This window comes from Streptomyces sp. Y7, assembly GCF_043195415.1.
Taxonomy (GTDB): domain Bacteria; phylum Actinomycetota; class Actinomycetes; order Streptomycetales; family Streptomycetaceae; genus Streptomyces.
Genome location: NZ_JBIDDQ010000012.1, coordinates 113,085 through 127,273 on the forward strand (window position 1 = coordinate 113,085; position 14,189 = coordinate 127,273).

A 14,189-nucleotide genomic window follows, 5' to 3' on the forward strand; every position below is an offset into this window, starting at 1 on the left:
CGCCGTACACTGGCCGGGGACGGCTGGCACTCGGATGGACAGAGTGCCAGGAAAGATGCCAAGGGGAACGACCTTCTGGAGGTGTGCGCGAGATGCTGAGTGAACGCAGGCTCCAGGTGCTGCGCGCCATCGTCCAGGACTACGTCGGCACGGAGGAGCCCGTCGGCTCCAAGGCGCTCACCGAGCGGCACAACCTCGGCGTCTCCCCGGCGACCGTCCGCAACGACATGGCGGCCCTGGAGGACGAGGGCTTCATCGCCCAGCCGCACACCAGCGCCGGGCGCATCCCCACCGACAAGGGCTACCGGCTGTTCGTCGACAAGCTCGCCGGCGTCAAACCGATGACCCCGCCCGAGCGACGCGCCATCCAGAACTTCCTCGACGGCGCCGTCGACCTCGACGACGTGGTGGCCCGGACCGTACGGCTGCTCGCGCAGCTCACCCGGCAGGTCGCCGTCGTGCAGTACCCGTCGCTGACCCGGTCCACCGTCCGGCACGTCGAACTGCTCTCGCTGGCGCCCGCTCGGGTGATGCTGGTGCTGATCACGGACACCGGACGGGTCGAGCAGCGGATGGTCGACTGCCCGGCGCCGTTCGGCGAGGCCTCGCTCGCGGATCTGCGGGCGCGGCTGAACAGCAAGGTCGCGGGGCGGCGCTTCACCGATGTGCCCCGGCTCGTCGAGGACCTCCCCGAGGCCTTCGACATCGAGGACCGCGGCACCGTCTCGACCGTGCTCTCCACCCTCCTGGAGACACTCGTCGAGGAGAACGAGGAGCGGCTGATGATCGGCGGCACCGCCAATCTCACCCGCTTCGGACATGACTTCCCCCTCACCATCCGGCCGGTCCTGGAAGCCCTGGAGGAACAGGTCGTCCTCCTCAAGTTGCTTGGCGAGGCCGGGGATTCGGGCATGACCGTGCGGATCGGGCACGAGAACGCCTATGAGGGACTCAACTCCACTTCCGTGGTCTCGGTGGGCTACGGTTCGGGCGGCGAGGCAGTCGCCAAGCTCGGCGTGGTCGGACCGACCCGCATGGATTACCCGGGAACGATGGGAGCGGTACGCGCAGTGGCACGTTACGTCGGACAGATCCTGGCGGAGTCGTAAGTGGCCACGGACTACTACGCCGTGCTCGGCGTGCGCCGCGACGCGTCGCAGGAAGAGATCAAGAAGGCCTTCCGGCGGCTCGCCCGCGAGCTGCACCCGGACGTCAACCCGGACCCGAAGACCCAGGAGCGGTTCAAGGAGATCAACGCCGCTTACGAGGTGCTGTCGGACCCGCAGAAGAAGCAGGTCTACGACCTCGGCGGCGACCCGCTGTCCCAGGCGGGCGGCGCGGGCGCGGGCGGCTTCGGCGCGGGCGGCTTCGGCAACTTCTCGGACATCATGGACGCCTTCTTCGGTACGGCGTCCCAGCGCGGTCCGCGCTCGCGCACCCGGCGCGGCCAGGACGCGATGATCCGGCTGGAGGTCGAGCTCGACGAGGCGGCCTTCGGCACCACGAAGGACATCCAGGTCGACACGGCCGTCGTCTGCAACACCTGCAACGGCGAAGGGGCCGCACCCGGCACCTCCGCCCAGACGTGTGACATGTGCCGCGGCCGCGGTGAGGTGTCGCAGGTGACGCGGTCCTTCCTGGGCCAGGTCATGACCTCGCGCCCCTGCCCGCAGTGCCAGGGCTTCGGCACCGTCGTCCCGACGCCGTGCCCCGAGTGCGCCGGCGACGGCCGCGTCCGGTCCCGGCGCACCCTGACGGTCAAGATCCCGGCCGGTGTCGACAACGGCACCCGGATCCAGCTCGCCGGTGAGGGCGAGGTCGGGCCCGGCGGCGGTCCCGCCGGTGACCTGTACGTCGAGATCCACGAACTCCCCCACTCGACGTTCCAGCGGCGCGGCGACGACCTGCACTGCACGGTCACCATCCCGATGACCGCGGCGGCGCTCGGCACGAAGGTGCCGCTGGAGACGCTGGACGGCATGGAGGAGGTCGACATCCGGCCCGGCACCCAGTCCGGCCAGTCGATCCCGCTGCACGGGCGCGGTGTCACGCATCTGCGGGGCGGCGGCCGGGGCGACCTCATCGTGCACGTCGAGGTCCAGACCCCGACCAAGCTCGACCCCGAACAGGAACGCCTCCTGCGCGAGCTGGCCAAGCTCCGCGGCGAGGAGCGCCCGCAGGGGCAGTTCCAGCCGGGCCAGCAAGGGTTGTTCTCGCGGTTGAAGGACGCGTTCAATGGTCGCTGACCGTTTGTAGGGGTTGCTCGCCGTGCTGGGGGCTGCCGCCCCCAGGCCCCCGCTGTCGGCCTGAACGGCCTCGTCCTGACCCGCCGGACGGGCTGGTCGGTGCAGGCCCGTGCCAAGCGGTAGACCCGATTCGGACTTGTTCGGAGGACGTGACAACATGCCGTCATGTCCTCCGCGCTGACCGATCTTTTCCCCCATCCGATCGTGCAGGCCCCCATGGCGGGCGGCGTCTCCGTGCCGCATCTCGCCGCCGCCGTGTCCGAGGCCGGTGGGCTGGGGTTTCTCGCAGCCGGGTACAAAACCGCCGACGGGATGTACCAGGAGATCAAGCAGCTGCGGGGACTGACCCAGCGGCCCTTCGGCGTCAACCTGTTCATGCCGCAGCCCGAGTACGCCGACGCCGCGGCCGTGGAGGTCTACGCCCATCAGCTCGCCGGTGAGGCCGCCTGGTACGAGGTCGAGCTGGGGGACCCGGACAGCGGCCGGGACGACGGCTACGACGCCAAGCTCGCCGTGCTGCTCGACAACCCGGTGCCCGTCGTCTCCTTCCACTTCGGCGTGCCCGCTGCCGAGGTGCTGGAGGCCCTGCGCCGCGCCGGCACCGTCACCCTCGTCACCGCCACCACCCCGGACGAGGCCCTCGCCGTGGAGCGGGCCGGCGCCGACGCGGTCATCGTGCAGGGCGTCGAGGCCGGCGGCCACCAGGGCACCCATCGCGACCACCCCGAGACCGACGGCACCGGCATCGGCCTGCTGTCACTCCTCGCCCAGGTCCGCGAGACCGTGAGCCTGCCGCTGGTCGCCGCGGGCGGCATCATGCGCGGCAGCCAGATCGCCGCCGTCCTCGCGGCCGGCGCCGGCGCCGCACAGCTCGGCACCGCCTTCCTGATCACCCCCGAGTCCGGTGCGAACGCCCTGCACAAGCAGGCGCTGACCAACCCCCTGTTCGTCCGTACCGAGCTGACGCGCGCGTTCTCCGGACGTCCCGCTCGCGGCCTGGTCAACCGCTTCCTGCGCGAGCACGGCCCGTACGCCCCCGCCGCCTACCCCGAGGTCCACCACCTCACCTCGCCGCTGCGCAAGAAGGCCGCCGCGTCCGGCGACCCGCAGGGCATGGCGCTGTGGGCCGGACAGGGGCACCGGATGGCACGCGAACTCGCCGCCGGGCGGCTGGTGGAGGTCCTGGTCGCGGAACTGGACGCGGCGTCGACAGCGTTGTCCGCCTTCCCGAAGGGCGGTGCCGCCGGATGACCGCGCCGGTGTTCGTCGTCGAGTCGCTGGAGCGGGCCGGCGGTACCGAGTTCGTGCTCGACGGGCCCGAGGGCCGGCACGCCGTCTCGGTGAAGCGGCTGCGGGCCGGCGAGGAGGTCGTCCTCACCGACGGGCTCGGCCGCTGGGCCGAGGGCGTCGTCAAGGCGGCCGAGGGCAAGGACCGGCTGGTGCTGGAGCTCGGTGCCGTGGCCGAGGAGGCCCCCGAGCGGCCCCGGATCACCGTCGTACAGGCCCTGCCCAAGGGCGACCGCGGTGAACTCGCCGTCGAGACCATGACCGAGACCGGCGTCGACGCGATCGTGCCGTGGGCGGCGTCCCGGTGCATCACGCAGTGGAAGGGCGAGCGGGGCGTCAAGGCGCTCGGCAAATGGCGGGCCACCGCCCGCGAGGCCGGCAAGCAGTCCCGCCGGGTGCGCTTCCCCGAGGTCGCGGACGCGGCGACGACCAAGCAGGTCGCGGCGCTGCTCGCGGCGGCCGACCTCGCCGCCGTACTGCACGAGGACCGCGACTACGGCAGCGAGCCGCTCGCGACCGCGGAGCTGCCCGCCGAGGGCGAGATCGTGCTCGTCGTCGGGCCCGAGGGCGGGGTCGCCCCGGAGGAGCTCGCGCTCTTCGAGGCGGCGGGAGCGAAGGCGTACCGTCTGGGCCGTACCGTCCTGCGCACCTCCACCGCCGGAACCGCGGCGACGGCACTGCTCCTCGGCCGCACCGGCCGCTGGTCCTGACACCGGGAGGCACGTCCGCCGTGGAACTCGCCCAAGTACGGCTGCTGGTCACCGACTTCGCCGCGTGCTACCGCTTCTACGCCGACGTCCTCGGTCTCAAGCCGCAGTCCGGGGCGACGGACGGGCCGTACGAGAAGTTCAGCCCCGCCACCGGGTCGGCGGGCATCGCCCTCCAGGACCGGGTCATGATGGCCGAGGTCCTCGGCGAACTCGGCGACGGCGCCACCGGCCACCGCTCCATGGTCGTCCTGCGCGTGGACGACCTGGACACCTACTGCGCCCAGATCACCTCCCGCGGCGCGACCCTCATGCACGGCCCCGCCCCGATGGCCGACCGCATGCGGGTCGCCCACCTCAAGGACCCGGAGGGCAACCTGGTGGAGCTGCAGGAGTGGCTGCTGCTGCGCGGCTGACCTCGCTACGGCGCCGGGCAGCGCCGTGACCCCGGGTGTGCCGCCGGGATGAGCCGGACGTCCTCGCGGCGGACGGCGAAGGACTCCTGGACCGTGCCGTTGTTGCGGGCCGGGTCCCACAGCCAGATCCAGTCGCCGGACGTGCCGAAGGAGAGCACCGGGTGGCCGGTGGCCACGGGGCCGTTCTCCACCGCCACGGTCCCGTCGGACGGCACCGGGCGCACGCACATGAAGTGGCCGTGGATGCCGAAGTAGGCGGGTGGCGCGGTGCCCTGCCGGGCGGCGTCCTCCGCGGCCCGTCCCGCCGCGCTCGCCGCCTGGCCGGTGCCCAGGGCGATCGCGCTCAGGGCGTACACGACGATGATCAGCGTCGCCAGGACGATGGCGAAGAAGCGGTTGCTGGCGTCCCGGCCCAGATGGAAGTGGCGCAGCCAGCCCACGATCGCCACGAAGAACAGCGCGCTGCCCAGCGCGAGCCCCATCGGTTCGGCGGCCACCAGATAGGTGCCGAGGCGCGGCGCGGGCACCGCCTCCACGCGGATGTCGAAGCGGTCCAGATAGGCGTCGTGCATCTGTCCGCCCAGCCAGCCCACCATCGACCACAGCACCGGCACCGACAGCGGCACCAGCCAGGCCGCGTGCCGGGTGAACAAGGTGCGGCGCAGCGCCAGCACCACCCCCGCGCCCGTGAACACGCCGACGGCCAGCAGCAGCGCGCACGCCCACAGCACCCGGGGCGGGGTGTCCCGGCCGACCAGTGCGCCGAAGGCCGCCAGCGCCGTGGTGCCCGCGGCCCCCGCGGCCCACTGGACGCCCCGTCCACGGGCCCGCGTCTCCTTCAGGGTCCGGCCGAGCGGCAGCGCGCCCGCCGTGCTCAGCAGGGCGGGCAGCACCTTCCAGGCGCCGTCGGCCCACACGACGTACATCCCGCAGACGATCGCGAGAACGAGGCCGGCCGCGCCCGCCGTCAACCAGACCAGCCGGACCCGGCGTTCGTGCGGGGACTCGTCGCGTGGCGGGTCCGGGTCCGAGTGCCCCGGCACCCGCAGCCCGTGCGCCTCGGGATCGTAGGAGCGGCCGCCCAGCGTGCGCGCCGCCAGCTCGGTTGCCGCCGCCTCCCGCGAGCGGGGGCCCGCCGGCACGGTCACCGCACGCTGCTCGTCCGCGCCGCCCAGCCGGATCCACAGACGCCCCAGCGTCGGCAGGGCGCGGTGCACGGCGTACGTGGTGCGCGCCGGGCGCTCGTGCTCGACCAGCGCCGCGTCCCGCACCCATGCGCCCAACTCGGCCTGCTGCGCGAGGCGTTCGACTGCCAGGGTGGCCGTGCGCAGGGCGCCGAGACGGGCTCCGTGCAGCCGGACCTCGACGACCAGCGTGGTGCGGTGTGCGGCGGAGGCCGCCGCCTCGTCCTCCCGCGCCGCCCGCACGGTCCAGCCGCGCTCCTCGAACAGGGCTGTCGCATAGGTCACTTCATCCTCGTGGGCGACCACGTCGACGAGCATCCGCACCCGCCGCCGGCGCGGTGGCGCGGGCGGCCCCGCCGCGGGGTCGGCGGCGGTGTCCGTCCCGGACCGGTCGGGGTCGTCCGAGGCGCGGGGCACGGGCAGGGCGCGAGAGGGGGTCCGTGAAGGGGACAACGGTCCTCCGGGCGGGGCGGGTTGGGTGACACCCGATTGTGACGTGCCCGAGCCGTCAGTGGCCGTATGCGCTCTACCGCGTCGGCCGGGACAGTGGCAGGCTCCCCTCCCATGGGGGCATTGAGGAGGATTCGGGGTCGCGCGGACCGGCGTGCGGGGCGCCGCGGGCGCGGGACGCGGGCGGCGGGTGCCGCCGCGCTCGCCGTGATCGCGGTCGGCGGGCTGGGCGCCTGCGACCCCGGCGGACTGAGCAGCGCGACCGTCGCGTTCACCACCGACCAGACCGTGACCGCGGAACTGGAACGGCAGAAGGCCGATGTGCAGTGGCTCAACTGCACCGGCTCCTACGACGGCAACGGCAGCAACTCCAGCGCCACGGCGAGCGAGAACACCGTGGTCAAGGTCGACTGCGAGGGCGAGACCGGCGACGGCAAGGACATCGTCGTCACCGGCCGGATCACCCGCGCCGTCAGCGGCGCCTGTGTGCGCGGCGACCTCGTCGCCAAGATCGACGGCAAGGAGTGGTTCCACGTCAACGGGCTGGGCAACTGCAACGCCACCCCCTCGCCGGTGAACCCCGGCGGCGGACAGCAGCCCGGCCCCACCGTCACGGTGACCGTCACCAGAACCGTCTACTGCGAGCAGCGCCCGAACTGCTGGCCGGAGGGCAAGTGACCGCTTTCCCCGGCCGGAGCGGGCAAGTGATCCAAAGGGCTGTTCGCGCACGCCGCGCTTGCTTAGGGTGATCGGGTGACACAGTCCGCGACGTCTGCCTCGACTTCGGCTCCCCGCCCCCCGGCCTCGTATCTGCGATACCCGCACCTGTGCGGTGACCTGGTCGCCTTCACCGCGGAGGACGACGTCTGGCTCGCCCCCCTCGACGGCGGCCGCGCCTGGCGCGTCAGCGCCGACAACGTGCCGGTCTCCCGGCCGCGCATCTCGCCCGACGGCTCGACCGTCGCGTGGACCTCCACCCGCGACGGCGCCCCCGAGGTGCACATCGCGCCCGTCGACGGCGGGCCCTCGAAGCGCCTGACGCACTGGGGCAGTTGGCAGACCAGGGTGCGCGGCTGGACCCCGGACGGCCGGGTCCTCGCCATCAGCACCCAGGGCCAGGCGGGCAGCCGCCGCACCTGGGCCCACACGGTCCCGCTCGACGGCGGCCCCGCGACCACCCTGCCGTACGGCCCCGTCGGTGACGTGGTGCACGGGCCGCACCTGGTGCTCGCCTCCGCGCCGATGGGTCTGGAGGCGGCCCGCTGGAAGCGCTACCGGGGCGGTACGGCGGGCAAGCTGTGGATCGACCGGGAGGGCGAGGGAGACTTCGTACGGCTCCACGAGGAGCTGGACGGGAACCTCGAGGACCCCGTGTGGGTGGGGGAGCGGCTCGCCTTCCTCTCCGACCACGAGGGCGTGGGGGCCGTGTACTCCTCCCTCGCCGACGGCTCCGATCTGCGCCGGCACACCCCTGTGGCGAGCACCTCCGGCTCGAGCGGTGCCGAGAGCGGCTTCTATGCCCGGCACGCCGCGAGCGACGGCACCCGTGTCGTCTACGCGTCCGCCGGTGAACTCTGGCTGCTGGACGACCTCGACGGGGCCGAGCCGCGCCCGCTGGACATCCGGCTCGGCGGGCAGCGCACCGACCGCCGGCCCTACGCGCTGAACGCCGCCCGCTCCTTCGGGGAAGCAGCGCCCGACCACACCGCGCGCGGCAGCGCCGTCTGCGTCCGGGGCACCGTCCACTGGGTCACCCACCGCTCCGGCCCCGCCCGCGCGCTGGCCGCCGAGCCCGGCGTACGGGCCCGCTCGCCGCGCACCTTCCGGGCGGACGGCGAGGAGTGGGTGGTGTGGGTGACGGACGCCGAGGGCGACGACGCGCTGGAGTTCGCCCCCGCGACCGGACTCGCGCCCGGGGCCACCCCGCGCAGGCTGGCCGCGGGGCAGCTCGGGCGGGTCCTGGAACTGGCCATGGCACCCGACGGGAGCCGGGCGGCGGTCGCCGCGCACGACGGCCGGCTGCTGCTCGTCGAGCGGGAGAGCGGCGAGGTCCGCGAGGTCGACCGCAGCGTGGACGGCGACGTCTCGGGGCTGGTCTTCTCGCCCGACTCGGCCTGGCTGGCCTGGTCGCACCCCGGCCCGCGCCCGCTGGCCCAGCTCAAGCTCGCCAACACCACCGACCTGTCGGTCTCCGAGGCGACCCCGCTGCGCTTCCAGGACTACGCGCCCGCGTTCACGCAGGACGGCAAGCACCTGATGTTCCTGTCCACGCGCGCCTTCGACCCGGTCTACGACGAGCACGTCTTCGACCTGGCCTTCGTGGTCGGCTCCCGCCCGCACCTGATCACCCTGGCGGCCACCACCCCGTCCCCCTTCGGCCCGCAGCGGCACGGCCGCCCCTTCGACGCGCCGGACAAGGAGGAGACCCCCGACAGCGAGGGCACCCCGACCACCCGGATCGACCTCGAAGGGCTCGCCGACCGGATCGTGCCGTTCCCCGTCGAGGCCGCCCGCTACACACAGCTGCGGGCCGCCAAGGACGGCGTGCTGTGGCTGCGCCACCCCGTGCAGGGCGCGCTCGGCTCCTCCCGGGCCACCCCCGAGGACCCCGAGCCCAAGACCGAGCTGGAGCGCTACGACCTCCTCCAGCGACGCGTCGAGCATCTCGCCGACGACGCCGACGACTTCGAGGTCAGCGGCGACGGCAAGCGGGTGCTGCTGTGGACCGACGGCAGGCTCAAGGTCGTCCCCAGCGACCGGCGCGCCTCCGGCGACGACGACAGCGACTCGAACATCACGGTCGACCTGACGCGGGTCCGGCAGCGGATCGACCCGGCCGCCGAGTGGCGGCAGATGTTCGACGAGGCCGGCCGCATCATGCGGGACCACTTCTGGCGGCCCGACATGAGCGGCGTGGACTGGCCGGGCGTCCTGGACCGCTACCGCTCCCTCCTGGACCGCGTCGCCACCCACGACGACCTGATCGACCTGCTGTGGGAGGTGCAGGGCGAGCTGGGAACCTCGCACGCCTACGTCTCCTCACGCGGCGGGTACGGCGGCGGGCCCCGCCAGGGCCTGCTCGGCGCCGACATCTCCCGGCACGCCGACGGCAGTTGGCGCATCGACCGCATCCTGCCGTCGGAGACCTCCGACCCCGAGGCACGGGCTCCGCTGGCCGCGCCCGGCGTCGCGATCCGGGCCGGCGACGCGATCGTCGCGGTGGCCGGCGTGCCGGTGGACCCGGTGACCGGGCCCGGACCGCTGCTCGTCGGCACGGCCGGCAAGGCGGTCGAGCTGACCGTCTCCCCGGCCGGCGGCGGGGACGTACGGCACGCGGTCGTGGTGCCCATCGCGGACGAGCAGCCGCTGCGCTACCACGCGTGGGTCGCGGACCGGAGGGCCTACGTCCACGAGAAGTCCGGCGGCCGGCTCGGCTACCTCCACGTGCCGGACATGCAGGCGCCGGGCTGGGCCCAGATCCACCGGGACCTGCGGATCGAGGTGGCCCGGGAGGGACTCGTCGTGGACGTCCGCGAGAACGGCGGCGGACACACCTCCCAGCTCGTGGTGGAGAAGCTGGCCCGGCGGATCGTGGGCTGGGAACTGCCGCGCGGGATGCGGCCGTACAGCTATCCGCAGGACGCTCCCCGGGGTCCCGTGGTGGCGGTGGCGGACGAGTTCTCCGGCTCCGACGGTGACATCGTCAACGCGGCGATCAAGGCGCTGGGCCTCGGCCCGGTGGTGGGCACCCGGACCTGGGGCGGAGTGATCGGCATCGACAGCCGCTACCGGCTGGTCGACGGCACGCTGATCACCCAGCCGAAGTACGCCATCTGGCTGGAGGGCTACGGCTGGGACGTCGAGAACCACGGCGTCGACCCGGACGTGGAGGTGTTCCAGCGCCCGCAGGACTGGATGGCGGGCAGGGACGCCCAACTGGACGAGGCGATCCGCATCGCACTGGAGGGACTGGAGACCAGCCCGGCGAAAACACCGCCGGCTCTGCCGACCTCATAGGGGCGCGGGGGCCGTATCGATGTGCGGCTCCGCCGCGTGCGCGCGATCAACCCCCACGCACCCGCACCCAGCGACGATACGATGCCTCCCGTAAACCGGACCGGCCCGACCCCCGGAGGGAACATGGCAGGGGAGCCGCAGGACGACTGCTTGTTCTGCAAGATCGTCGCGAAGCATGTTCCGGCGACGATCGTGCGCGAGACGGAGACGACCGTCGCCTTCCGGGACATCAACCCCCAGGCGCCCACCCACGTCCTGGTCATCCCCAAGGCGCACTACAAGGACGCCGCCACCCTCGCCGCCGCCGAGCCGGCCCTCGTCGCGGACGTCCTGCGCGAGACCCGGGCCGTCGCCGACGAGGACCAGCTGGAGAGCTACCGCGTCGTCTTCAACACCGGCGCCGGCGCCGGCCAGACCGTGTTCCACGCGCACGCCCACGTCCTCGGCGGCCGCGGCCTGCAGTGGCCGCCCGGCTAGGTCACGAAGCCGTCATGTCCGTACGTGAGTTGGTCGTCCTCGGGACGGCGAGCCAGGTCCCGACCCGGCACCGGAACCACAACGGCTATCTGCTGCGGTGGGACGGCGAGGGCATCCTCTTCGATCCCGGCGAGGGCACACAGCGCCAGATGCTGCGGGCCGGCGTCGCGGCCCATGACCTGAACCGGATCTGCGTCACCCACTTCCACGGGGACCACTCGCTGGGCCTCGCCGGGGTCATCCAGCGGATCAACCTCGACAAGGTCCCGCACCCCGTCACGGCCCACTACCCGCGGTCCGGCCGGCGCTTCTTCGACCGGCTGCGGTACGCCACCGCCTACCGCGAGACCGTCGACCTCACCGAGGCCCCGGTCGACACCGACGGCGTCATCGCCGACACCGGCGGCTACACGCTGCACACCGCCCTGCTGTCGCACCCCGTCGAGTCCTACGGCTACCGCCTCGTCGAGCCCGACGGCCGCCGCATGCTGCCCGAACGGCTCGCCGCGCACGGCATCAAGGGCCCGGACGTCGGCCGGCTCCAGCGCGAGGGCGTGCTCGACGGGGTCTCGCTGGACGACGTGAGCGAGATCCGGCGCGGACAGCGGTTCGCGTTCGTCATGGACACCCGGCTGTGCGACGGGGTGTACACCCTCGCCGAGGGCTGCGACATGCTCGTCATCGAGTCCACCTTCCTGGACGAGGACGGCGAACTCGCCTCCGAGCACGGTCATCTGACCGCCGGTCAGGCCGCCCGCGTCGCGCTCGACAGCGGCGTACGGCATCTCGTGCTCACCCATTTCAGCCAGCGGTACACCGAACCGGACGAGTTCGAGCGGCAGGCACGGGACGCCGGGTTCGACGGGGAGCTGACGGTCGCGCACGACCTGCTCCGGGTCCCGCTACCGAAACGTCGGTAATACCGCCGTACGATGCTTTGATGCCCCTCCCCAAAGCAGAACTGCACCTCCATATCGAAGGCACCCTCGAACCCGAGCTCGCCTTCGAGCTGGCCGCCCGCAACGGTGTCACGCTGCCGTACGGCGACACCGACGCGCTCCGCGAGGCCTACCGGTTCGAGGACCTCCAGTCCTTCCTGAACCTGTACTACGAACTCATGGCCGTCCTGCGCACCGAGCAGGACTTCGCCGACCTCGCGAACGCCTATCTCGCCCGAGCCGCCGCCCAGGGCGTGCGGCACGCGGAGATCTTCTTCGACCCGCAGGCGCACACCAAGCGGGGCGTCGAGCTGGGCACCGTCGTCGAGGGGCTGTGGCGGGCGCTGGGCGGCAGCGAGGCGAACCACGGGATCTCCACCCGCCTCATCATGTGCTTCCTGCGCGACGACTCCGCCGAGTCGGCGAGCGAGACGCTGCGGGCCGCCGAACCGTATCTCGACCGGATCACCGGCATCGGCCTGGACTCGGCCGAGGTCGGCCATCCGCCGGTGAAGTTCCGCGAGGTCTACGAGGCGGCCGCCGCGCTCGGCCTGCGCCGCGTCGCGCACGCCGGCGAGGAGGGCCCGCCCGCCTACATCACCGAGGCCCTGGACGTCCTCGGTGTCGAGCGCGTCGACCACGGGCTGCGCTGCATGGAGGACCCGGCGCTGGTCGAGCGGCTGGTGCGGGAGCGGGTGCCGCTGACCCTGTGCCCGCTGTCCAACGTGCGGCTGCGGACCGTCGACACCCTCGCCGACCACCCGCTGCCCGCGATGCTCGACGCCGGCCTGATGTGCACGGTCAACTCCGACGACCCGGCCTACTTCGGCGGGTACGCGGGCGACAACTTCGACGCGGTGCGCTCGGCGCTGGGCCTTGACCGGGAACGGCTCCGGGAGCTGGCCCGCAACTCCTTCCTCGCCTCCTTCCTGGAGGACGACGAGGAACTGCGGGCTCGGTACCTGGCCGAGGTGGAGGCGTACGTGTTCTGAAACCCCCTGAAGAGCGCGGGGCAGTATGGATGTGCGGCTCCGCCGCGTGGGCGCGACCAGCCACGATGCAGTCGGCAGTCGCGCTCACGCGGCAGTCGCCGTCTCGTAGGCGGTCTCTTCGGCACGCGCGTCGACCGGAATCTCCACCACCGGCAAGGTCGGCCTGCCCGCCCGGAGCGCCACCGCCGTCATGGGCACGGAGACGACCAGCAGTCCCACTGCCAGGACGGCACCCATGACCGGGAATCCGGCCTGCGCCGACAGCACGCTCCCGGCCAGCGGGCCCGCCGCCGTGCCCAGCGACGCCGCCGAACCCACGAGCACCGCCCAGCGGCCCCGCGGGTCGAGGGAGGCGGCGAGGCCGATGACGTACGACAGGACGATCGGGTAGATCGTGTTCCAGGCGATCTCGCCGGTCGCGAAGGTCGGCAGGTCGGTGGCGGACGCGCTGACTGCGATGCAGCCCGCGATGAGGACCGTGCCGGCGCCGATCGGCATGGCGAGGCCGAGCCGCGGGCCGAGCGCGCCCGCCCCGGTCACGCCGAGCAGCCCGGCGCCGAGCGCGATGGCGAACACGGCGCCGACCGTGGCCTCCGTCAACTGGGCCTGCGTCAGGCCGATCCGGCCGCTGACGCCCCACAGGGAGTTCTGGGCCAGCGACCAGCACAGCATGCAGGCGGCCAGGACCAGGCCGGCACGGCGATGGGGGAGACGTGCGGCGGGCCGGCGTGACGCGACCGTCGGCGCGTCGACGGGGATACGGCCCGTCAGCGGCCACACGGCGAGCGCGGTGAGGGCGATGGCGGCCAGGGGCTGGCCATGGCCCGCGCCGAGGTGCGGGACCGTCAGATAGACGGCGCCCGCGAGGGCGGAGACGCCGAGCAGACCGGCGGTGGTGGTCCGGTGCGGGTCCTGATGGGCGGCGATCCGGGTGGCGGCGACCGCGGTGGCCGTACCGGATCCGAAGCCGCCGACCAGCACACCGAGGACGACGGCCGGGACGGCGTGCGCGAGGGCCGCGCCGCCGTAGCCGAGCAGGGCCAGGGTGAGGCCGATCCGGGCCAGCCTGCGGGCGCCGACGCGATCGACGCGGGAGGCCAGCAGGAAGCCGGCCGCGGCGGAACTCAGCAGCAGCGCGCTGCCGACGGCACCCGCCTGGGTGGGGGAGAGCGGAAGTCCGGAGTCGAGCCTGCCGACGACGGTCGGCAGCAGATACGGAGCGAGGTACCCGGCCGTGAAAAGGGCAACGAGAGGCCAGGGGGTGGTGCGGGGGGCGAACACGGGCGGTCCCAGGGCATGCGAAAGGAGAGGCACAGATGAGGGGGAGGGGCGCATGCCGTCGACGGACAGGACCGCGCGGGCAATTTGTATCAAGCCGAGGGAGCCGCGAAGAAGTGGGGGCGGAGTGATCTGAGGCACATTCCGTTTGGGGTGGGGGAAGGGGGGTAGCGGAGGTGCTCGCCCGGGCCTTCCTC

Annotated in this window: 12 protein-coding genes; 10 read left to right on the forward strand and 2 right to left on the reverse strand. The window is 73.1% G+C overall.

The annotated features are described in order from the left end of the window. Positions 1-92 precede the first annotated feature (92 nt). The 5 genes from hrcA (at position 93) to ACGFW6_RS27080 (ending at position 4,656) form a co-directional block, all read left to right on the forward strand. Positions 93-1,109, forward strand: a complete 1,017-nt coding sequence (gene hrcA, locus ACGFW6_RS27060) for a heat-inducible transcriptional repressor HrcA (RefSeq protein ID WP_393515003.1) — start codon at positions 93-95, stop codon at positions 1,107-1,109. After that, a complete protein-coding gene (dnaJ, locus tag ACGFW6_RS27065) occupies positions 1,110-2,246 on the forward strand; it encodes a molecular chaperone DnaJ (RefSeq protein WP_380857040.1) in 1,137 nt (378 codons plus the stop codon). It begins immediately after the preceding gene. A 165-nt stretch (positions 2,247-2,411) separates the two neighbouring features. Continuing rightward, positions 2,412-3,497 (forward strand): nitronate monooxygenase, encoded by a 1,086-nt coding sequence (locus tag ACGFW6_RS27070; RefSeq protein ID WP_393515005.1) that lies wholly within the window; start codon positions 2,412-2,414, stop codon positions 3,495-3,497. Then, the gene (locus ACGFW6_RS27075; RefSeq protein WP_393515008.1) at positions 3,494-4,243 is read left to right on the forward strand and encodes a 16S rRNA (uracil(1498)-N(3))-methyltransferase; all 750 of its coding nucleotides are present in this window, start codon (positions 3,494-3,496) and stop codon (positions 4,241-4,243) included. Before ACGFW6_RS27070 ends, ACGFW6_RS27075 begins: the two co-directional genes overlap by 4 nt. Before the next feature lie 20 nt (positions 4,244-4,263). Further along, the gene (locus ACGFW6_RS27080) at positions 4,264-4,656 is read left to right on the forward strand and encodes a VOC family protein (protein WP_393515011.1); all 393 of its coding nucleotides are present in this window, start codon (positions 4,264-4,266) and stop codon (positions 4,654-4,656) included. A gap of 5 nt (positions 4,657-4,661) precedes the next feature. On the opposite strand, the gene ACGFW6_RS27085 is transcribed toward ACGFW6_RS27080, so the two are convergent. Further along, complete coding sequence (locus tag ACGFW6_RS27085; protein WP_393515014.1) at positions 4,662-6,293, reverse strand: hypothetical protein; 1,632 nt, start codon at positions 6,291-6,293, stop codon at positions 4,662-4,664. A gap of 111 nt (positions 6,294-6,404) precedes the next feature. On the opposite strand from ACGFW6_RS27085, the gene ACGFW6_RS27090 reads away from it, so the two are divergent. The 5 genes from ACGFW6_RS27090 (at position 6,405) to ACGFW6_RS27110 (ending at position 12,714) form a co-directional block, all read left to right on the forward strand. Further along, positions 6,405-6,968, forward strand: a complete 564-nt coding sequence (locus ACGFW6_RS27090; protein ID WP_393515016.1) for a hypothetical protein — start codon at positions 6,405-6,407, stop codon at positions 6,966-6,968. 75 nt (positions 6,969-7,043) lie between these two features. Continuing rightward, positions 7,044-10,307 (forward strand): S41 family peptidase, encoded by a 3,264-nt coding sequence (locus ACGFW6_RS27095; protein WP_393515019.1) that lies wholly within the window; start codon positions 7,044-7,046, stop codon positions 10,305-10,307. A 123-nt stretch (positions 10,308-10,430) separates the two neighbouring features. Next, a complete protein-coding gene (locus tag ACGFW6_RS27100; protein WP_393515021.1) occupies positions 10,431-10,784 on the forward strand; it encodes a histidine triad nucleotide-binding protein in 354 nt (117 codons plus the stop codon). Between the two features lie 14 nt (positions 10,785-10,798). After that, entirely contained in the window at positions 10,799-11,704 is a 906-nt protein-coding gene (locus ACGFW6_RS27105; protein WP_393515024.1) for a ribonuclease Z, read from the forward strand. A gap of 20 nt (positions 11,705-11,724) precedes the next feature. Then, entirely contained in the window at positions 11,725-12,714 is a 990-nt protein-coding gene (locus ACGFW6_RS27110) for an adenosine deaminase (RefSeq protein ID WP_393515027.1), read from the forward strand. Between the two features lie 84 nt (positions 12,715-12,798). Here ACGFW6_RS27110 and ACGFW6_RS27115 read toward each other — a convergent pair whose 3' ends face one another. Beyond that, entirely contained in the window at positions 12,799-13,995 is a 1,197-nt protein-coding gene (locus tag ACGFW6_RS27115; RefSeq protein ID WP_393515030.1) for an MFS transporter, read from the reverse strand. Between the last annotated feature and the right edge of the window lie 194 nt (positions 13,996-14,189).